The organism is Pseudomonas sp. S07E 245 (assembly GCF_019599025.1).
Taxonomy (GTDB): domain Bacteria; phylum Pseudomonadota; class Gammaproteobacteria; order Pseudomonadales; family Pseudomonadaceae; genus Aquipseudomonas; species Aquipseudomonas shirazensis.
The window spans coordinates 3,760,834-3,780,253 of record NZ_CP080625.1 but is presented as its reverse complement, the minus strand read 5'-3'; the positions used below and the strand labels follow the sequence as shown (position 1 = coordinate 3,780,253).

The 19,420-nt window shown below is 60.7% G+C and carries 15 protein-coding genes and 1 tRNA gene; 3 read left to right on the top strand and 13 right to left on the bottom strand.

Going from position 1 to position 19,420, the window contains the following annotated elements:
• Positions 1-146: 146 nt before the first annotated feature.
• The 5 genes from K3F44_RS17450 to rpsU form a co-directional block, all read right to left on the bottom strand.
• Positions 147-223 (bottom strand) — tRNA-Ile (locus K3F44_RS17450).
• Between the two features lie 21 nt (positions 224-244).
• The gene (locus K3F44_RS17445) at positions 245-3,982 is read right to left on the bottom strand and encodes a bifunctional diguanylate cyclase/phosphodiesterase (protein ID WP_150572895.1); all 3,738 of its coding nucleotides are present in this window, start codon (positions 3,980-3,982) and stop codon (positions 245-247) included.
• 183 nt (positions 3,983-4,165) lie between these two features.
• Positions 4,166-6,016, bottom strand: a complete 1,851-nt coding sequence (gene rpoD, locus K3F44_RS17440; RefSeq protein ID WP_101322402.1) for an RNA polymerase sigma factor RpoD — start codon at positions 6,014-6,016, stop codon at positions 4,166-4,168.
• Between the two features lie 68 nt (positions 6,017-6,084).
• Complete coding sequence (gene dnaG, locus K3F44_RS17435; protein WP_150571166.1) at positions 6,085-8,064, bottom strand: DNA primase; 1,980 nt, start codon at positions 8,062-8,064, stop codon at positions 6,085-6,087.
• Between the two features lie 297 nt (positions 8,065-8,361).
• Positions 8,362-8,577, bottom strand: coding sequence for a 30S ribosomal protein S21 (gene rpsU / locus K3F44_RS17430; protein ID WP_002551877.1), 216 nt, complete (start codon positions 8,575-8,577; stop codon positions 8,362-8,364).
• 205 nt (positions 8,578-8,782) lie between these two features.
• Here rpsU and tsaD point away from each other — a divergent pair, with 205 nt between their 5' ends.
• Complete coding sequence (tsaD, locus tag K3F44_RS17425; RefSeq protein WP_101322400.1) at positions 8,783-9,808, top strand: tRNA (adenosine(37)-N6)-threonylcarbamoyltransferase complex transferase subunit TsaD; 1,026 nt, start codon at positions 8,783-8,785, stop codon at positions 9,806-9,808.
• Between the two features lie 27 nt (positions 9,809-9,835).
• Here the strand turns inward: tsaD and plsY are convergent, their stop codons facing one another.
• Positions 9,836-10,405 (bottom strand): glycerol-3-phosphate 1-O-acyltransferase PlsY, encoded by a 570-nt coding sequence (gene plsY, locus K3F44_RS17420; protein ID WP_101322399.1) that lies wholly within the window; start codon positions 10,403-10,405, stop codon positions 9,836-9,838.
• A gap of 74 nt (positions 10,406-10,479) precedes the next feature.
• On the opposite strand from plsY, the gene folB reads away from it, so the two are divergent.
• Positions 10,480-10,836, top strand: a complete 357-nt coding sequence (gene folB / locus K3F44_RS17415; protein WP_101322398.1) for a dihydroneopterin aldolase — start codon at positions 10,480-10,482, stop codon at positions 10,834-10,836.
• Positions 10,827-11,336: a 2-amino-4-hydroxy-6-hydroxymethyldihydropteridine diphosphokinase gene (folK, locus tag K3F44_RS17410; protein WP_150571167.1), complete on the top strand. Its 510-nt coding sequence runs from the start codon at positions 10,827-10,829 to the stop codon at positions 11,334-11,336. Before folB ends, folK begins: the two co-directional genes overlap by 10 nt.
• A 19-nt stretch (positions 11,337-11,355) precedes the next feature.
• Here folK and K3F44_RS17405 read toward each other — a convergent pair whose 3' ends face one another.
• The 7 genes from K3F44_RS17405 to apaG all read right to left on the bottom strand — a co-directional run bounded on the left by K3F44_RS17405 (position 11,356) and on the right by apaG (position 19,298).
• Complete coding sequence (locus K3F44_RS17405) at positions 11,356-12,483, bottom strand: multifunctional CCA addition/repair protein (protein ID WP_220632660.1); 1,128 nt, start codon at positions 12,481-12,483, stop codon at positions 11,356-11,358.
• 58 nt (positions 12,484-12,541) lie between these two features.
• A complete protein-coding gene (locus K3F44_RS17400) occupies positions 12,542-14,110 on the bottom strand; it encodes a SpoVR family protein (RefSeq protein ID WP_101322395.1) in 1,569 nt (522 codons plus the stop codon).
• Positions 14,107-15,381 carry a YeaH/YhbH family protein gene (locus tag K3F44_RS17395; RefSeq protein ID WP_101322394.1) on the bottom strand — a complete coding sequence of 425 codons (1,275 nt, stop codon included), beginning with the start codon at positions 15,379-15,381 and terminating at the stop codon, positions 14,107-14,109. Before K3F44_RS17395 ends, K3F44_RS17400 begins: the two co-directional genes overlap by 4 nt.
• Before the next feature lie 129 nt (positions 15,382-15,510).
• On the bottom strand, positions 15,511-17,433 hold the full coding sequence (locus K3F44_RS17390; protein ID WP_101322393.1) for a PrkA family serine protein kinase: 1,923 nt from the start codon (positions 17,431-17,433) through the stop codon (positions 15,511-15,513).
• Between the two features lie 280 nt (positions 17,434-17,713).
• A complete protein-coding gene (gene glpE / locus K3F44_RS17385) occupies positions 17,714-18,043 on the bottom strand; it encodes a thiosulfate sulfurtransferase GlpE (protein ID WP_220632659.1) in 330 nt (109 codons plus the stop codon).
• On the bottom strand, positions 18,040-18,918 hold the full coding sequence (locus K3F44_RS17380) for a symmetrical bis(5'-nucleosyl)-tetraphosphatase (protein ID WP_220632658.1): 879 nt from the start codon (positions 18,916-18,918) through the stop codon (positions 18,040-18,042). The genes glpE and K3F44_RS17380 overlap by 4 nt, the downstream gene beginning before the upstream one ends.
• The gene (apaG, locus tag K3F44_RS17375) at positions 18,918-19,298 is read right to left on the bottom strand and encodes a Co2+/Mg2+ efflux protein ApaG (RefSeq protein ID WP_101322390.1); all 381 of its coding nucleotides are present in this window, start codon (positions 19,296-19,298) and stop codon (positions 18,918-18,920) included. The genes K3F44_RS17380 and apaG overlap by 1 nt, the downstream gene beginning before the upstream one ends.
• Positions 19,299-19,420 lie beyond the last annotated feature (122 nt).

Below are 19,420 nucleotides of genomic sequence, written 5' to 3'. Positions count from 1 at the left end.
TATTCGGCTCAAAGTAGCCATTGGCGCGGGCTGGTCCGACGGTTAGCAATGAGGACTGCCCTTTCCTGGTGCTGGCTGAAGCGGCTGCGTGGCCGTAAGTGATATTTCAGAAACGAAAAAAGCCGCGCAATGCGCGGCTTTCAATTTGGTGGGCCCACACGGACTTGAACCGTGGACCAAAGGATTATGAGTCCTCTGCTCTAACCAACTGAGCTATAGGCCCCAGAGGTGGCGGGGATTATAGCTAGGGTTTTGAATGGGTGCCATCCGAAAGATCCGATAGTGCTAAACGCAGGAAGCCTGCAGCGAATTCTTCCGGCGGCAGCGGCAAGCTGACGATGTAGCCCTGGATCTGCTCACAGCCTTCAGCGGTGAGGAAATGCTGCTGCGCCTGGTTCTCTACCCCTTCGGCAATGATGGTCAGCTGCATGCTCCGGCCGAGGGCGATGATCGCGCGAGTGATCGCAGCGTCGTGCGGGTCGTCGGGCAGGCCGCGGATGAACGATTGGTCGATCTTGAGGATGTCCAGCGGCAGGCGCTTGAGGTAGCTCAGGGATGAATAGCCGGTGCCGAAGTCGTCGATCGCCAGTTGCACGCCGAGCTGCTTGAGCTGATGGAGCACGCTGAGGGCTTCTTCGGCCTGGCTCATGATGAAGTTTTCGGTGATCTCCAGCTGCAGGTCGCCGGCCTTGAGCTGGTAGGTCTTGAGCAGTTGCTCGATGCGCTTGGCCAGGTGGGGCTGGCGCATCTGCGCGCCGGCGAGGTTGATCGACAGCGGGCCGAACGGCTGATAGCGCTTTTGCCACTGGTGCATCTGCCGGCAGGCTTGTTCCAGTACCCAGTCGCCAAGCTGGAGGATGGTGCCGTTCTCTTCAGCGAGGTGGATGAAATGCTCTGGGGAAACATCGCCGAAGGTTGGGTGGTTCCAGCGGATCAGGGCTTCAGCACCGACCAGGTTTTGTGTCTTGAGGCTGAGCTTGGGCTGGTAGCACAGGCTCAGCTCGTTGCGATCGATGGCGCGGCGCAGTTCGTTTTCCAGGGCCACGCGCACGCTGGCCTGGGCCGTGAGGTCACGGGTGTAGGCTTCGACCCGGTTGCGGCCTTTGGCCTTGGAGCGGTACATCGCAGCGTCGGCGTTGCGGATCAGGCTGGCGACGTCGCTGCCGTCTTGTGGGTAGAGGCTGATGCCGATACTGGCGCTGGTGAAGAACTCGTGTTCGCCGGCCTGGAACGGCGCGCTGAAGCAGGCCAGCAGTTTGTTGGCGATGGCACTTGCGTCACTTGGCTTGTGCAGACCAGGCAGCAGAATGATGAATTCGTCACCGCCCAGGCGGGCCACGGTGTCGACGTCGCGCACCTGTTCCTTGAGGCGCTGGGCAATGCCCTTGAGCAGCAGGTCACCAACCGGGTGGCCGAGGCTGTCGTTGATGTGCTTGAAGCGATCGAGGTCGAGGAACAGCACCGCGCCCTGGCGGTTGGACACCTGCGAGCACTGCAGCGCGGCATGCAGGCGGTTTTCGAACAGGGCGCGGTTGGGCAGGCCGGTCAGTGGGTCGTGATGCGCCTGGTAATCCAGTTTGGCCTGGGCGTGCTTGAGGCTGGAGATGTCGGCAAACACCGCCACGAAGTGAGTGATCTCGCGCTCGCTGTTACGCACCGCGCTGATGGTCAGCCAACTCGGGTACAGGTCGCTGTTCTTGCGCTTGTTGAAGATCTCGCCTTGCCAGTGGCCTTCGGCAGTCAGCTGGTGCCACATGGCAACGTAGAAGGCGCTGTCATGCTGGCCAGAGGCGAGCAGGCGCGGGGTCTGACCGAGGGCTTCGATCTCGCTGTAACCGGTGATCTCGCTGAATGCCCGGTTGACCGCAGTGATGCGCTGATCGGTGTCGGTGATCAACACACCTTCGGCAGTGTTTTCAAACACAGTGGCGGCCAGTTGCAGTTTTTCCTGCATGAGATGGCGTTCGGTGATGTCGCGGGCGATAGTCAGCATGCAGTCGGCGCCGGCAATCGGCAGCGGTCTGGCGGACAGCTCACAGAGGCGAATCTGACCATCGCTGCGGCGAATGTGGCAGCTGAAATCACGCACGAAGCCGTCTTTCTTGAGTTTGCTCAGCAGCAGCTTGCGTTCGTTGAGGTCGACCCAGATGCCCAGGTCCAGCGAGGTTTGGTCAAGGCGCGGGTCAAGGTTGTAGCCGGTCAGGCGGCAGAAGCCTTCGTTGACCTCGAGCAAGAGGCCGTCGCTCTGCCTGGACAGCAGCAAGCCGTCGGGCGAGGCGTGGAAGGCCTTGGCGAATTTCTCTTCGGAGATCTGCAGGCGCTGCTGGGTTTCCTTCAGCTGGCTGATGTCGCGTACGGCCACGACCAGCGCCGGGGTGCCGTCGAGGTCGAAGGTCTCCGCCGAGGTGAGGCCGGTGAACAACTCGCCGTTGCTGCGCCGGAAGCTCATCTCGAGGTTGCGAATACCGCCCAGGTGCAAGCGTTCCAGTACGCTCGGGCCGCTGCCGCTGACGCCCCACAGGCCAAGCTCGGTAGCGGTGCGGCCGATTACCTGATTGGGGCCGAGGCCGATCTGCTCCTCGAATGCTTCGTTGACCTCAAGCAGGCAGCCATCGCTGTGCCGAGCAATCAGGAGGATATCCGGGCATTGCTGGAACACCGAAGCAAACTTCTGCTCGGACAGACGCAAGGCATGCTCGGTACGCTTGGTCTCGCTGATATCGATCATCAGGCCGCGCATCACCGAGCGCTGGCCCTGCTCGATCATGCTGACGATATCGCGCACCCACAGCGTATGGCCATCGGCGCGGATCACGCGGTAGTCGAGGCTGTGATCGCGGCCGGCGGCAGTTTCGCTGTCGCAGTAAGCCTTGGCCCAGAGCGCGTCCTCGGGATGCACGATGCTGCTCCAGAAACCGGGTCTGAGCCAGTCTCCCAGGCTGTAACCGAGCAGGTCTTCGGCGTGGGGCGAGACGTAGCTGTAGGTGAAATCGTTGGCGTCGGCTTCCCATGCGACCGCCGACAGGCTTTCGACCAGGCTGCGGTAATGGTATTCGCTGCTGCGCAGTTCCTGTTCAAGCGCTATGCGCCGGGATATTTCCGAGCTGAGCCGGCGATTGATGCGGATGACGGCAGCGAGAACCAGCATCAGCAGCACAACTGTCGGCAGGCCATAGAGCAGCATGTCGTGCCAGAAGCTGCGCTGATCGACGACGTTGCCGACCCAGCGCTGCTGGATGTCATTGACTTCATCGCTGCTCATATCGGCGATGACTTTGTCGAGGATGGCCACCAGTTGCTTGTTGTCCCGGGGTACGCCCATTGCCAACTGGTAGCGGTAGGGTGTTTCGCCGCTGACGTAGAGGCCATCGAGCTTGAGCTCGCGCAGGCTCCAGATGCTTGAAGCAAGGTCACCGACCACGGCGTCCACTTCGTCGGTCGCCAAGGCTTGCAGGGCCGAGCTGACATTGGGCAGGGCAACCAGATTGAGGTCGGGGTGGTGGGTGCGCAGCAGTTCATGGGGCGCGTAGTTTTCCACCACCGCGATCTTCAGCCCGTACAGATCCTTGAGGGTGCGCGGTTGGCGACCGCCCTCATGGGCCAGAATAACGATCGGGAAGTCCAGGTATGGGCGGGTGAAGGACAGGTAGTTCTGCCGTTCCGGGGTCGACATCACGCCCGGCAGCAGATCGAGTTGATTGTTGCGGGCAAGCTCAAGCACCTCGCTCCAGGTTTTTGGCTCGGTCGGCTTGAGGGTGACGCCAAGACGTTCCTGGATCACATTGATGTAATCGGCGGCCAGTCCCTGGTAGAGGCCCTCCTGATCGCGAAACTCGAACGGGGGCCAGGATGCGTCCACGCCCAGGCGCAGCTGTGGATGGGCGCTGAGCCAGGCTTGCTCGTCTTCGGTCAGGGTCAGGGCGCCGGCCGTTGCGCTCCAGTAAAACAGGATCAGCAACAGTAGGGCCGGCATTTTCGGCATAGCAGCCTCTAGGCAGATAGTCTGAATTCGAGTGTAGCCGTGCATTGCTGCGGGGTGTGAGGGTAAGACGATTAACTTCGGCAGGAATTCAACAGCTGGCGGGATTGCCCCGACAACTGCGCGGTCAGTGCTGGCACTTTTTCGATGGCCAAGAAAAACCCCGGCCTGGGCCGGGGTTTGTCATCACTCGTCGAGGAAGGAGCGTAGATGCTCGCTTCTGGTCGGGTGGCGCAACTTGCGCAGCGCCTTGGCTTCAATCTGACGAATCCGCTCACGGGTTACGTCGAATTGTTTGCCGACCTCTTCAAGGGTGTGGTCGGTGTTCATGTCGATACCGAAACGCATGCGCAGCACTTTGGCTTCGCGTGCGGTCAGGCCGCCCAGAACATCACGAGTCGCTTCCTTGAGGCTCTCGACGGTAGCTACATCGATTGGCGACTGCATGGTCGAGTCTTCGATGAAGTCACCCAGGTGCGAATCTTCGTCATCACCAATCGGCGTCTCCATGGAGATTGGCTCTTTGGCGATTTTCAGCACCTTGCGGATCTTGTCCTCAGGCATCTCCATACGCTCGCCAAGCTCTTCCGGGGTCGGTTCGCGACCCATTTCCTGCAGCATCTGCCGGGAAATACGGTTGAGCTTGTTGATCGTCTCGATCATATGCACCGGAATACGGATGGTGCGTGCCTGGTCGGCGATCGAGCGGGTAATGGCCTGACGAATCCACCAGGTGGCGTACGTCGAGAACTTGTAACCACGACGGTATTCGAACTTGTCGACCGCCTTCATCAAGCCGATGTTGCCTTCCTGGATCAGATCGAGGAATTGCAGGCCACGGTTGGTGTACTTCTTGGCGATCGAAATCACCAGACGCAGGTTGGCCTCGACCATCTCTTTCTTGGCGCGACGGGCCTTGGCCTCGCCGATCGACATGCGACGGTTGATGTCCTTGATTTCGGCAACGGTCAGACCGGTTTCGTTTTCAAGGTCTACCAGCTTCTGCTGGCAGGCGACGATGGCATCGTTCTTTTCGCCCAGCGCTGCAGCCCACTTGGTGCTGCGCTTGGAGAGGTCACCGCTCCAGGTCTGGTCGACTTCGTTGCCCGGGAACAGGCGCAGGAAGTCGGCACGCGGCATGCGCGCATCACGTACGCACAGCTGCATGATTGCGCGTTCTTGCTGACGCAGACGGTCCAAGGCACCACGAACGCGCTCGACGAGCACCTCGAACTGCTTGGGCACCAGCTTGATCGGCATGAACAGCTCGGCCAGAACCTGCATCGCGCCAATGCTTTCGGCATGGCTGCGACCGTGCTTCTTGAGCACTTTGAGGGTAATCGCGAGCTGATCGGACACGGCGCCGAAGCGCTGCTGGGCGAGGACTGGGTCGGGACCGCTTTCGGTCTCTTCCTCTTCCTCGCTGTCGTCTTTCTCTTCGTCCTCTTCCTCGTCGTCCTTGGCTGCAGCGGCGTTTTTGGCGCCTAGCTGCGGGGCTTCTTCGGACGGCGTGGCGATATTGTCATCAGGGTCGATGTAACCGCTGAATACGTCGGACAGGCGACCACCTTCGGTGGTGACGCGGGTGTATTCGCCGAGGATGTAGTCGACAGTACCCGGGAAATGGGAGATAGCCCCCATGACCTCACGAATGCCTTCCTCGATCCGCTTGGCGATTTCGATCTCGCCTTCGCGGGTCAGCAGCTCGACAGTACCCATTTCGCGCATGTACATGCGCACCGGGTCGGTCGTGCGGCCGATATCGGTCTCGACAGCAGCCAGTGCTGCGGCGGCTTCTTCGGCTGCGGCCTCATCAGTGTCGGCTTCCGCCAACAACAGGGCATCCGCATCCGGAGCAGTCTCGAATACGTTGATCCCCATGTCGTTGATCATGCGGATGATGTCTTCCACCTGCTCTGGATCTGAAATATCCTCAGGCAGATGGTCGTTGACCTCCGCGTAAGTCAGGTAGCCCTGCTCACGACCGCGGGTGATCAACTCTTTGATACGAGATTGCTGTTGCGCTTTTCCGGACATAACACCCTATCCACTGAAGGTCTTGGCGGGCAAAAAAACAAGCCGAGGATTATACCCGAATAAGGGCCTCACGCGCCAGATGAGGTCGGGTTTTGTGCAGGAACTTTGCGGCTCAGCAGGGCCAAAAGCTGAGATTTTTCCTCTGGACTCAAGTCACTTTGACGCGCTTTGCGCATCAGATGTTCCAGGCTGCGCTCGCGTTGGCGGGCGGATAAGCTAGTAATGGTGTCGAAAAACTGTTGTTCAAGGTTATCGGCATCGATCAGCCATTCCTTTTCTGCCAAGGCGCGCAATAAGCGCCCCTGGTCAGTGCCGTGCCAGCGTGCAATCAGTTGCATTGAGCTTAGCTTAGGATTCTTCTGTGCAGCTTCGATCAGCGAAATCAGCAGCTGGTTGTACACATGCTCTTCATCGGCGAAATGGCTGGCGTCTTCGACCTTGCCAGCCAGCAGCGGGTAATGCAGCAGGGTGCGCAAGGCCGACAGCGTTGGCGGTTCGACCGGCGCCGGCACCCGTGGCGGCGCCTCGCGCTGGCCATCCCGTTGCCAGGGTTTGCCGCCTTTCTTGTCCCAGGGTTTTTTCTCCCACTGCTTTTTGCCGGCACCTTTGTTCGGCGTCCATGGCCGCTGCTCTTGCTGCGCGCCGTAGTCGGGCTGGTGCGCGTCGGCATAGTCGGGGGTGTAGCTGGCCATGGCGTCGTAGTCGAAGCCTGGGTCGTAATCGGGCACGCTGGCCGCTGGCGCGTTCTGCGTCAGTTGCTCGACCTGCTGAGTATCCAGCCCGGTGATTTCCTTGAGGCGGTTGCGCATCAATTGGCGCAGGTTGGCGCCGGGGACTTTTTCGATCAGCGGTGCAGCCAGGGTCGCCATGTGCGCCTTGCCTTCCAGTGAGCGAGGATCGGCTTCGTTGCTCAATTGCTCGAAAAAGTAATCCGCCAGCGGTTGTGCGTGCTGAATGATGCGCGCGCGGAACGCGTCGGTGCCCTCGGCACGGACCAGGCTGTCCGGGTCTTCGCCTTCGGGCAGGAACAGAAAGCGTGCGCGGCGACCGTCCTGCAGGCTCGACAGCGTCGACTCCAGTGCACGCCAGGCTGCCTTGCGACCGGCCTGATCGCCGTCAAAGCAGAACAGCACGCTGGGCACTACCCGGAACAGGCGCTTGAGGTGCTCTTCGCTGGTGGCAGTGCCGAGGGTCGCTACGGCATTGCGCAGGCCTTGCTGAGCCAAGGCGATGACATCCATGTAGCCTTCGACGACGATGATTTCGTCGAGGCTGCGGTTGTGCTTGCGCGCTTCATACAGGCCGTACAGCTCCTGGCCTTTGTGAAATACCGGGGTCTCCGGCGAGTTCAGGTACTTGGGCTTGTCGTCACCCAGCACGCGGCCGCCAAAGGCGATGATCCGGCCACGGCTGTCGCGGATCGGGAACATCACCCGGTCGCGGAAGCGGTCGTAGCGCTTGCCACTCTCGGCATTCTCGATCAGCAGGCCGGCATCGATCATGACCTTTTGCTGCAGGCTGTCGGCACCCAGGTGCTTCATCAGGTTGTCCCAGCCGGGCGGGGCGAAGCCCAAGCTGAAATCACGGGCGATTTCGCCGGACAGGCCACGACCCTTTAGGTAATCAACGGCCGCCTTGCGCGTCTGATGGCTGCGCAGCGCCTGGCGGTAGTATTCGGCGGCAGCTTCCAGCAAAGGGTACAGCGGCGAGTCGGTCGGTTGACGTGGCTTGTTGCCACGCCGGCCTTCTTCGCGCGGGACTTCCATGCCGGCACTGCGGGCGAGGTCTTCGACGGCCTGGGGGAAGTCCAGGTTGTCGTGGTCCATGACGAAGCCGAGCGCGTTACCGCCGGCGCCGCAACCGAAGCAGTAATAGAACTGCTTGTCGGGGCTGACCGTGAACGACGGCGATTTTTCTTTGTGGAACGGGCAGCAGGCGGAGTAGTTCTTGCCGGTTTTTTTCAGCTGGACGCGCGAACTCACCACGTCGACTATGTCGGTGCGGTTAAGCAGGTCGTCAATGAAGCTCTGGGGAATCAGCCCGGCCATGGCAGTCTCGTCATCGTGCAGTCGGCAAGTCTAATCGCTAACGCAAGGGTGCGGGAATGATGGGTGCGGTGCGATGCAGTGAGGGTCAAGCGAGGGGAGTGTGCGCGTCGCCAGCCACAAGGGCTCGTCAGACAGGGACGGCACGCCTGGTCGCGAGGACCAGTTCTGACGTGTGTTACGGTTGCCGGCTGCTCTAGGTAGCTGGCGCCTCGGGCTCGCGCCTGAGGTTTGAAGCTGCTGCTGCCAACTGCCCGGGGTTAGCCGGGCAGGGCAGAAGCTTTGCGACGAACGTCTGTATTAGTACAGGCGAACGGCGCGGCGCTGTTCGCGCTGCACTTTCTTCGCGTGACGCTTGACTGCAGCAGCAGCCTTGCGCTTACGCTCGGAAGTTGGCTTTTCGTAAAACTCGCGGCTACGCACTTCAGCCAGTACACCGGCTTTTTCGCAGGAGCGCTTAAAACGACGCAGAGCTACGTCGAAGGGTTCGTTCTCTTTTACTTTGACGGCTGGCATCCAGGGCTACCTTCGTTCGTTACCGGGGTAGACGTGCTCCTGACAAAAATAAAGATGCGCTGGAGAACGTCGGTTTTCAAGGGTTGCGGATGTTAACGCTAAGCTGACCGGAATGCAAAGCCTCTGATCGAAAACCGCTGGTCGGCACTGGGCACGGGGACTATCATGCGCGCCTTCGAATTCAGCCTAAACAAGGCACAGACCCATGCTAGTACTGGGATTGGAAACATCCTGCGATGAGACCGGCGTCGCATTATACGACAGTGAACGCGGTTTGCTCGCTGATGCACTGTTCAGTCAAATCGACCTGCACCGCGCCTACGGCGGCGTTGTGCCCGAGCTCGCCTCGCGCGATCACGTCAAGCGCATGCTGCCGTTGATCCGCGAAGTGCTGGCGGATGCCGGCGCAGTGGCCAGCGATATCGACGCAATCGCCTACACCGCAGGCCCGGGCCTGGTCGGCGCGCTGCTGGTGGGCGCCTCCTGCGCGCAGTCGATGGCATTTGCCTGGGATATCCCGGCAATCGGCGTGCATCACATGGAGGGTCACCTGCTCGCGCCGATGCTCGAAGAGCAGCCGCCGCAATTCCCGTTCGTCGCTTTGTTGGTGTCCGGCGGCCATACGCAGCTGGTTCGGGTCGATGGCATCGGCCAGTACCAGTTGCTCGGCGAGAGCCTGGACGATGCCGCCGGCGAGGCCTTCGACAAGACTGCCAAGCTGATCGGCCTGAATTACCCCGGCGGCCCGGAAATTGCCCGCCTGGCCGAGCAGGGTGTGCCGGGGCGCTTCACGTTCCCGCGGCCGATGACCGACCGCCCTGGGCTGGAATTCAGCTTCAGTGGCCTCAAGACCTCAGCGCTGAACACCTGGAACAAGTGCCGTGATGCCGGTGACGACACCGAGCAAACCCGTTGCGACGTGTCGCTGGCGTTCCAGCAGGCGGTAGTCGACACTCTGACCATCAAGTGCAAGCGCGCCCTGCAGCAGACCGGCCTCAAGCGCCTGGTGATTGCCGGCGGGGTCAGTGCCAATACCGCGTTGCGCGCATCGCTGGAAGGCATGCTGGCAACGATCAAGGGCAATGTTTACTACGCGCGTCCGCGCTTTTGCACTGACAACGGCGCGATGATCGCCTATGCCGGTTGTCAGCGTTTGCTGGCCGGGCAGCAGCAGGATCTGGCGATCAGCGTGCAGGCGCGCTGGCCGATGGAGCAGTTGCCGCCGATCTGATCGGTTTTTTTAAGGGTTGGGGCGGCGTCAGAAATGCCGTTCGCGGCCAGCGAACAGGTCGCGCAGGTTGCGCCGATGGCGCCAGACGATGAGTAGCGTCAGCACACTCATCGGCAGCAGCGCCGCCGGCTCGCGCCAGGCCAGCAATGGCAGGGTCAGCGGAGTGGCGATCAATGCGGCGAGCGAGCTGGTGCGGGTCAGGTAGAAGGTCATCAGCCAGGCCGTGATAGCCAGCAAGGCAGCTGGAATGTACAGGGCCAGGAGCACGCCGGCGGCAGTGGCTACGCCCTTGCCGCCACGGAAGCGAAAGTACACCGGGAACAGGTGGCCGATGACCGCGCACAGGCCGATCCAGGCTTGCTGTTGCAGGCCCAGCCCGGCTTGCTCGGCCAGCAGCACGGGCACGATGCCCTTGCACAGGTCGCCCAGCAGGGTCAGGATCGCCATCTTGCGCCCAGCCAGGCGCAGCATGTTGGTCGCCCCGGCATTGCCCGAACCGCTTGAGCGAGGGTCGGGGTTACCGCTGAGGCGGCTCAGAACAATGGCAAAGGACAGCGAGCCAAGCAGGTAGGCGAGCATCGCCAATAACCAAAACATGCTAACTATTCCGGGCGAGGACGCCTTGATTCTAACGGCGCCAGTCGCCCTTGTCGTGCTGTGGAGAGAAGTGCTTGGACAGAGTGTTCATCGAAGGCCTGGAAGTCGATACGGTAATCGGCGCCTACGACTGGGAGCGGGAGATTCGCCAGTGCCTGCGCCTGGACCTGAGTCTGGCGTGGGACAACCGCCCTGCGGCCGCCACTGACGACCTCAACCTGGCCCTGTGCTACGCCACCATCACGGCGCGCATTCAGGCCTTTGCCGAACAGGCGCGGTTCGAACTGGTAGAAACCTTCGCCGAGCGCCTGGTCGCGCTGTTGATGGCCGAATTCAATATCCCTTGGATACGCCTGAAACTGACCAAGCCGGGCGCGGTGCCGGCGGCCCGTGGTGGTGTTGGCGTGGAGATCGAGCGCGGATGTCTCTGAGCACGGTATATCTGGGGCTGGGCAGCAATGTTGAGCGCGAGCGGCACTTGTGTGCGGGGCTCGACGCGCTGGCCAGCTTTCTCGGCGACATGCGTTGCTCGGCAGTATTCGAAAGCCAGGCGGTGGGGATCAAGAGTGGTCCGTTCTACAACCTGGTGGTGACCGGGCAAACCGACCTGCCGCTGCTCGAGCTGGACCGTCGGCTGAAGTTGATCGAGGCGGAGAACGGCCGCTACGCGCCTGAGCGCAAGGGCTTGCCGCTGGATATCGATGTGCTGATGTATGACGATCTGCACGGTAGCTTCGATGGCCTGGAATTGCCGCGGGCGGAGATTCTGAAGAACGCCTTTGTGCTGCTGCCGTTGTCGCAGATCGCGCCGCAGCTGGTCCATCCCGGTGAGGGCAAGCGCATGGCCCAGCTGTGGCAGGATGCCAACATCGATCAGATATTGGCACCCGTGCCGTTTGAATGGCGCGGCTTGCAGTTGACCCGGACCTAAGCCGCAGTCACAGCGGCATTCAGCGCTGGGTATAGGCTTCCAGTGCCGACAATCGCTGGGCTTTGACCGCCTCGCCCAGCGCTTGCCCGGTCAGGCCTTGCTGGACCAGATCTTTCACTTCTACGGCTTTCGCGGCTGCAGCTGCTCCGCGCAGGTAGGCACTCTGCGAGCAGTCATGCAGCGAGTGTCCATGGGCAATCATCTCGCAGACTGCGATGAAGTCTTCCAGGCGCTGCGGACGGCGATAGACGTCGAACTTCTGCAAAATATTCAGCAACGTGCTGGCATCCAGCGCTGCTGCCTGCTGGTAGTGATGCTGCCATTCGCCTACCAGGCAGGCGAGTTCCTGGCATTCACGAGGTGCCTTGAAACGCTGGCCGACGGCTTTGATGGCTGCACCCAGATCATGGGTCAGGCAGGCCCAGCGTACGTGCAGTGGCTGTTCATGGGCTGCGGCGTGGGCCAACACGGCCAAGGTGGCCTGGCCGCGTTCACCTGGCGTGGCAAACAGCGAATCCAGCTCGGGTAGCAGCTCTTTGAGCGCGCCGCAGGCCCGCAGCACTTCAATGAATACCTGTGGCTGATCTTCCATCAGGGCCCGTTCGATCTCCTTCCAGCTGCGTTCGGCAGTCAGCGCCTGCAGTTCACCGGACTCGGTGATCTGGCGCATCAGCTCAAGCGTCTGGGCGGCCACCGTGAAGCCCAAAGCGGCATAGCGCGCAGCGAACCGCGCAACCCGCAGCACGCGCAGGGGATCTTCGGCGAACGCCGGAGATACATGGCGCAGGATGCGCTGTTCGAGGTCACTCTGGCCGTTGTAGGGATCGTATAGGTTGCCCTGCAGGTCTTCGGCCATGGCATTGATGGTCAGATCGCGGCGGATCAGGTCTTCTTCGAGCGTAACTTCGGGGCTGGCGTGAAAGGTAAAGCCGCCATAGCCGCGTCCGCTCTTGCGTTCGGTGCGCGCAAGTGCGTACTCCTCGCCGGTTTTCGGGTGGATAAAGACCGGGAAATCAGCACCGACCGGGCGATATCCCAGCGCTTGCATCTGCTCGACCGTTGCACCCACCACCAGCCAGTCGACATCGCTTACCGGCAAGCCGAGCAGGCGGTCGCGCACGGCGCCGCCGACTTTGTAAATCTGCATGTAGAACCTCCATTGCTGGCGACAGGATACCCTGTCGACAGCAATGGAGGTGGCTGGGCTAGAGGTGGTGGATCACCGCCAGGTCCATCCGGCCGTAGTCCCCGGGGTCGCCGTGTTCGCCCCGTGGCGGCATGTGATGGGTCTTCATGATTTGGTCACCTTGCACGGTTTCCAGATGGATATCGAAGCCCCACAAACGGTGCAGGTGCTTGAGGACTTCTTCGGTGGAGTCGCCCAGTGGTTTGCGGTTGTGCTGCTGGTGGCGCAGGGTCAGCGAGCGGTCGCCGCGGCGGTCGATGCTCCAGATCTGCACGTTCGGTTCGCGGTTGCCAAGGTTGTACTGCGATGCCAGTTGTTCGCGGATGGTGCGGTAGCCGTCTTCGTCGTGGATTGCAGGCACCAGCAGGTCATCACGCTGGTCGTCGTCAAGGATGCTGAACAGCTTCAGGTCGCGGATTACCTTGGGTGACAGGTACTGCAGAATGAAGCTCTCATCCTTGAAACTGCTCATGGCGAACTTGATGGTAGACAACCAATCGCTGCCGGCAATTTCAGGGAACCAGCGGCGATCTTCATCAGTTGGGTGTTCACACATACGCCGAATATCGACGTACATGGCAAAGCCCAGGGCGTAGGGGTTGATGCCACTGTAGTAAGGGCTGTCGAAGCCGGGCTGGAATACCACGCTGGTGTGCGACTGCAAAAACTCCATCATGAAGCCTTCAGTAACCAGGCCTTCGTCGTAGAGGTCATTCATCAAGGTGTAATGCCAGAAGGTTGCCCAGCCTTCGTTCATCACCTGGGTCTGGCGCTGTGGATAGAAGTACTGGGCAATCTTGCGCACGATGCGCACCACTTCACGCTGCCAAGGCTCAAGCAATGGGGCGTGCTTCTCGATGAAATAGAGGATGTTCTCCTGCGGTTCGGCCGGGAAGCGCGCGTCGTCGCGGTCGTTGCCCTTGTCGGCGCCTTTGGGGATGGTCCGCCACAAGTCGTTGATCTGGCGTTGCAGGTGTTCTTCACGGTCCTTTTGCCGGCGGCGCTCTTCCTCGGCGGAAATCGGGTAGGGGCGTTTGTAGCGGTCCACGCCGTAATTCATCAAGGCGTGGCAGGAGTCGATCAGGTCCTCCACTGCGTCGATGCCATGGCGCTCTTCACACTGGGCGATGTACTGCTTGGCGAACACCAGGTAATCGATGATCGAGCTGGCATCGGTCCAGGTGCGGAACAGGTAGTTACCCTTGAAGAAGCTGTTGTGGCCGTAGCAGGCGTGAGCAATCACCAGTGCCTGCATGCACATGGTGTTTTCTTCCATCAGGTAGGCGATGCACGGGTCGGAGTTGATCACGATCTCGTAAGCGAGGCCCATCTGCCCCCGGCTGTAGGACTTCTCGGTGCTGAGGAACTGCTTGCCGTAGGACCAGTGGTGGTAACCGAGCGGCATGCCGATCGAGGCATAGGCATCCATCATCTGCTCGGCAGTGATGACCTCGATCTGGTTGGGGTAAGTGTCCAGCGCGTAACGCTCGGCCAGCCGACCGATTTCGCGGTCGTAAGTCTGGATCAGGTCGAACGTCCACTCGGACCCGGTGGAAATCGGTTGGCGTCTCTGTGCTCTGGCGGTCATGTGGCTAACCTGCGCTGGAAGAGTTCACGGAAGACCGGATAGATATCACCGGCCGAGACCAACTGCTGCTGGGCAAAGGTATCCGGGAACGAATCGCCGATGCGCTCGTACTCGTACCACAGCGCCTGGTGCTCACGTGGGGTAATTTCAACGTAAGTGTAGTACTGCACATGCGGCATGATCTGCTTGGAGAGGATCTCGCGGCAGATCGGCGAATCGTCGTTCCAGTTGTCCCCGTCCGAAGCTTGCGCGGCGTAGATGTTCCAGTCGTTGGTCGGATAACGTTCGGCCATGATCTCCTGCATCAGTTTGAGCGCACTGGAGACGATGGTGCCGCCGGTTTCGCGCGAATAGAAGAACTCTTCTTCGTCGACTTCGCGGGCACTGGTGTGGTGACGTATGAACACTACGTCGATGCGGTCGTAGTTACGCTTGAGAAACAGATACAACAGGATGAAGAAGCGCTTAGCGATGTCCTTGGTGGCCTGGGTCATCGAGCCGGACACGTCCATCAAGCAGAACATCACCGCCTTGGAGCTGGGACTGGGTTGCTTCACCAGCAGGTTGTACTTGAGGTCGAAGGTGTCGAGGAAGGGCAGGCGGTTGATCCGGGCGCTCAACCGCTGGATTTCGGCTTCGACTGCCTGGATATCGGTGAAATTGTCTGGTTCTTCGACTTTCAGTCGTGCCAGCTCCGCCTTGGCCTCACGCAACAGAGCGCGGCTGCTGCCGGTCAGGGCGATGCGCCGGGCATGGGCCGAGCGCAGGGTGCGGATGATGTTGATGCGTGCCGGGTTGCCTTCGTTGCTGATCCCGGCGCGGACGGTCTTGTAAGTCTCGGTGCCGGTCAGCTGGCGTTTGACCAGGTTGGGTAGCTCGAGGTCCTCGAACATGAACTCGAGAAACTCTTCCTGAGTGATCTGGAATACGAAGTCGTCCATGCCGTCGCCGGAATTACCCGCTTTGCCACGTCCGCCGCCACCTCCGGCGCCGCCTTGCGGCCGCGCGATGTGTTCACCGGCGGTGAATTCCTTGTTGCCTGGATGGACCACGGTCTGCTTGCCGCCGCGGCCATGATGAAGCACCGGTTCGTCGATATCACGCCCGGGGATGCTGATCTGCTCGCCGTGCTCCATGTCCATGATGGAACGACGACTCACCGCCTCTTCGACGGCCTTCTTGATGTGGTCACGGTACCGGCGCAGAAAACGCTGGCGGTTGACCGTGCTCTTGTTCTTGCCGTTCAGGCGTCGGTCGATTACGTAGCTCATGGTCTCTCCGCTGACAACAGCTGCAGGCTTGACGCTGCACGAAACAGCCACCACCAGTACCGCAGGCTGTGGCGCAACGTCGAAACGGTGCGCTGCACAGCGTGCGATCTGGGCCGTCTAGCTAGCCGCTTACTGCGATTTCCTGACCCGCAGGTACCATTCCGAAAGCAGGCGCACCTGCTTGTCGGTGTAGCCACGCTCCACCATCCGGGTGACGAAGTCGTTGTGCTTCTGCTGGTCCTCTTTGCTGGCCTTGGCGTTGAAGCTGATGACCGGCAGCAGGTCTTCGGTGTTGGAGAACATTTTCTTCTCGATCACCACCCGCAGTTTTTCGTAGCTGAGCCAGGTCGGGTTTTTGCCGTTGTTGTTGGCGCGGGCACGCAACACGAAGTTGACGATCTCGTTGCGGAAGTCCTTCGGATTGCTGATGCCGGCCGGTTTCTCGATCTTCTCCAGCTCCTCGTTGAGGGCAATCCGGTTGAGGATTTCGCCGGTTTCCGGGTCGCGGTACTCCTGGTCCTGAATCCAGAAGTCTGCGTACAGCACATAACGGTCGAAGATGTTCTGGCCGTACTCGCTGTAGGACTCGAGGTAGGCGGTCTGGATTTCCTTGCCGATGAACTCGATGTAGCGCGGTGCCAGGTACTCTTTGAGGAAGCGCAGATAGCGTTCACGCACCTCGGCCGGGAATTGCTCCTGCTCGATCTGCTGCTCCAGTACATACAGCAGGTGCACCGGGTTGGCCGCTACCTCGTGGGCGTCGAAGTTGAACACCTTGGACAGGATCTTGAACGCGAAGCGGGTCGACAGACCGTTCATGCCCTCGTCGACACCGGCCGAATCGCGGTACTCCTGGATCGACTTGGCTTTTGGATCGGTGTCCTTTAGGTTCTCGCCGTCGTAGACGCGCATCTTCGAGTAGATGTTGGAGTTTTCCGGCTCCTTGAGGCGCGACAGCACAGTGAACTGGGCCAGCATCTTCAAGGTATCGGGCGCGCAATGCGCCTTGGCCAGCGAGCTGTTGAACAGCAGCTTGTCGTAAATTTTGATCTCGTCACTGACGCGCAGGCAGTACGGCACCTTGACGATGTAGATCCGGTCGATGAACGCTTCGTTGTTCTTGTTGTTACGGAAGGTGTGCCACTCCGATTCGTTGGAGTGAGCCAGCAGAATCCCGGAGTAGGGGATCGCCCCCAGGCCTTCGGTACTGTTGTAGTTACCTTCCTGAGTAGCTGTCAGCAGTGGGTGCAGGACCTTGATCGGCGCCTTGAACATCTCGACGAATTCCATCAGGCCCTGGTTGGCCCGGCACAATGCGCCCGAGTAGCTGTAGGCGTCGGCGTCGTTCTGCGGGAATTCTTCGAGCTTGCGGATATCCACCTTGCCGACCAGTGCCGAGATGTCCTGGTTGTTTTCGTCACCGGGTTCGGTCTTGGCCACGGCGATCTGATTGAGGATCGACGGGTACAGCTTGACCACCTTGAACTGGCTGATGTCGCCCCCGAACTCAGCCAGCCGCTTGGTCGCCCAGGGCGACATGATGGTGTTCAGATAACGCCGTGGGATGCCGAAGTCTTCTTCGAGAATGGCGCCGTCTTCTGTCGCATTGAACAGACCCAGCGGCGACTCGAAGACCGGCGAGCCCTTGATCGCATAGAACGGTACTTTTTCGATCAGTTGCTTGAGCTTCTCGGCCAGCGACGACTTACCGCCACCTACCGGACCGAGCAAATAAAGGATCTGTTTCTTCTCTTCCAGACCCTGCGCAGCATGGCGGAAGTAGGAGACTATCTGATCGATGCACTCTTCCATGCCATGGAAGTCGGCAAAGGCCGGATAGCGCCGGATCACCTTGTTGGAGAAGATGCGCGACAGCCGTGAGTTGGTGGAGGTATCAATCACCTCCGGTTCACCGATGGCCAGCAACAGCCGTTCGGCCGCCGAGGCGTACGCGCTGCGGTCCTGCTTGCACAGCTCCAGGTATTCCTGCAGCGTCAATTCTTCCTGACGGGTTGACTCGAAACGTTGTTGGAAGTGGCTAAAAATACTCATGACGTCACCTCGCTCGATACGTGGAGCCGACGCCGGATCAATCAGTTGATGCTGGCAGCTGCCGGATTTCGCCGGCCGCTGTGTACCCCCCAGAACACCCTTGAAGCGCTACCGATGACCCGCACGCCGGTGTACCGGCTCTCCCCTTTTTGGATGGCCTGAGCTTAAGAGTAGTTGGTTCTGCGCAAGGGCAAGGGCGCTAGGCCGAGAAGTTTGCCGCGACCGTTCGTCAGGTCTGGCGCAGCCCGCACGGGGCGCGGGCTGCAGGCTAAGTGAAAATTTATTCGGCGGAGCTGGTAGCGGTCTCGGCGGGGTAGGTATTGCGCCACAGTTCAAAGCCGCCATCGAGGCTGTAGACGTCGGAGAAACCCTGGCCAATCAGGTACGCGGCAGCGCTCTGGCTGGAGTTGCCGTGGTAGCAGACAACGACGGTGGGTTTGTCCAGATCGGCGGCGCGGATGAAGTCGCTGATCGAGTGGTTATCCAGGTGCTGAGCGCCATCGATGTGGCCAGCGGCGTAGGCATGCGGATCACGGATGTCGACCACGACTGCACCTTGCTCGCGCAGGGCCTGGGCCTGCTCGGGAGGGATGCGCTTGAATTCGCTCATGGCGAGGTTCCTTCTGGGCTGATCGTTGAGTTTAGCTGACTGACCGGGCGCGGGGTCCCGTCGTCGGCGCAGTCGCAGCGGTGCATTTCGCCACTGTCGACGTTGTACAGGGTCATCGCGCCGCCCCACACGCAGCCAGTGTCCAGCGCCACTACGCCAGGGGCGTCGGCCTGCCCTTCGAGGGCGGCCCAGTGGCCGAAGATGATCTGCACATGCCGGGAGCGGCGGTCTTTGTGCGCGAACCAGGGCTTGTAGCCCTTGGGTGCAGTGTCCAGGCCTTCTTTGCTTTTCAGGTCTAGTTTGCCTGCGGCGGTGCAGAAGCGCATGCGGGTGAAGTAGTTGGTGATCACACGCAGGCGATCGACCCCGCTGAGGTCCTTGCTCCACTTGTTCGGCTCGTTGCCGTACATGCCGTCCAGATAGAGTTTGAGTCGGGTGTCGTCGCGCAGTACCTGCTCTACCTCGGCAGCCAGTTCAAGGGCTTTGCCTAGGGTCCATTGAGGTGGGATACCGGCATGCACCAGGGCAACGCCGCGCTGCTCGTCGTAATGCAGCAGTTTTTGCCGGCGTAGCCAGTCGAGCAATTGATCGGCATCTGGCGCCTCGAGAATCTCGCGCAGGGTGTCGCTTTTTTTCAGGCGCTCGACATTGTGCCAGGCCGCCAGCAGGTGCAGGTCGTGGTTGCCCAGCACGCACACCAGCGAATCGCGCATGGCGTACAGGTAACGCAGTGTTTCCAGCGATTCGGGGCCGCGGTTGACCAGGTCACCGACCAGCCACAAGCGGTCGACAGCTGGATTGAAGCGCACGCGCTCGAGCAGGCACTTGAGCGGCTGCAGGCAGCCTTGCAGATCACCGACGGCGTACACAGCCATCAGTGCAGCGACCCAGGTACAGCCAGGCGGAAGGGGGCAATGGTGGCATCGAAGCGCTTACCGTCTTCGGCGAACATCTGATAGCTGCCCTGCATGGCACCGACGTGGGTGCTGATCACCGCGCCGCTGCTGTAGGTGTGGCTCTGCCCAGGCGCGATCAGCGGTTGCTGGCCCACCACACCGGCCCCACGCACTTCTTCGACTTCGCCATTGCCATTGGTGATCAGCCAGTGGCGTGACATCAGCTTGGCTGCGACCGTGCCACTGTTCTGCACGGTAATGGTGTAGGCGAACGCAAAGCGCTCGTTGTCGGGGTCGGACTGTTCTTTGAGGTAGCGGGTGACGACGCTAACGTCGATCAGGTATCGAGGGTCGGACATGCAATGGCCTTGAGCAAACACGCGATTACGGCAGTGCATGCAGTCTAGGCTATCGGCGGGGCGGGAGGCCAGTCGTGTCGCAGCGGAGGTGCTTTATGGGGGGGTAGCGGCCTGGGCGCAAA

Excerpts from the sequence above, each read along its gene's own strand:
- K3F44_RS17400 (WP_101322395.1), bottom strand. The coding sequence starts at position 14,110 with ATGACCGCCAGAGCACAGAGACGCCAACCGATTTCCACCGGGTCCGAG.
- K3F44_RS17445 (WP_150572895.1), bottom strand. The coding sequence starts at position 3,982 with ATGCCGAAAATGCCGGCCCTACTGTTGCTGATCCTGTTTTACTGGAGC.
- dnaG (WP_150571166.1), bottom strand. The coding sequence starts at position 8,064 with ATGGCCGGGCTGATTCCCCAGAGCTTCATTGACGACCTGCTTAACCGC.
- K3F44_RS17395 (WP_101322394.1), bottom strand. The coding sequence starts at position 15,381 with ATGAGCTACGTAATCGACCGACGCCTGAACGGCAAGAACAAGAGCACG.
- rpoD (WP_101322402.1), bottom strand. The coding sequence starts at position 6,016 with ATGTCCGGAAAAGCGCAACAGCAATCTCGTATCAAAGAGTTGATCACC.
- K3F44_RS17380 (WP_220632658.1), bottom strand. The coding sequence starts at position 18,918 with ATGGCTGTGTACGCCGTCGGTGATCTGCAAGGCTGCCTGCAGCCGCTC.
- plsY (WP_101322399.1), bottom strand. The coding sequence starts at position 10,405 with ATGTTTTGGTTATTGGCGATGCTCGCCTACCTGCTTGGCTCGCTGTCC.
- glpE (WP_220632659.1), bottom strand. The coding sequence starts at position 18,043 with ATGAGCGAATTCAAGCGCATCCCTCCCGAGCAGGCCCAGGCCCTGCGC.
- K3F44_RS17390 (WP_101322393.1), bottom strand. The coding sequence starts at position 17,433 with ATGAGTATTTTTAGCCACTTCCAACAACGTTTCGAGTCAACCCGTCAG.
- folK (WP_150571167.1), top strand. The coding sequence starts at position 10,827 with ATGTCTCTGAGCACGGTATATCTGGGGCTGGGCAGCAATGTTGAGCGC.
- rpsU (WP_002551877.1), bottom strand. The coding sequence starts at position 8,577 with ATGCCAGCCGTCAAAGTAAAAGAGAACGAACCCTTCGACGTAGCTCTG.
- K3F44_RS17405 (WP_220632660.1), bottom strand. The coding sequence starts at position 12,483 with ATGCAGATTTACAAAGTCGGCGGCGCCGTGCGCGACCGCCTGCTCGGC.
- apaG (WP_101322390.1), bottom strand. The coding sequence starts at position 19,298 with ATGTCCGACCCTCGATACCTGATCGACGTTAGCGTCGTCACCCGCTAC.
- tsaD (WP_101322400.1), top strand. The coding sequence starts at position 8,783 with ATGCTAGTACTGGGATTGGAAACATCCTGCGATGAGACCGGCGTCGCA.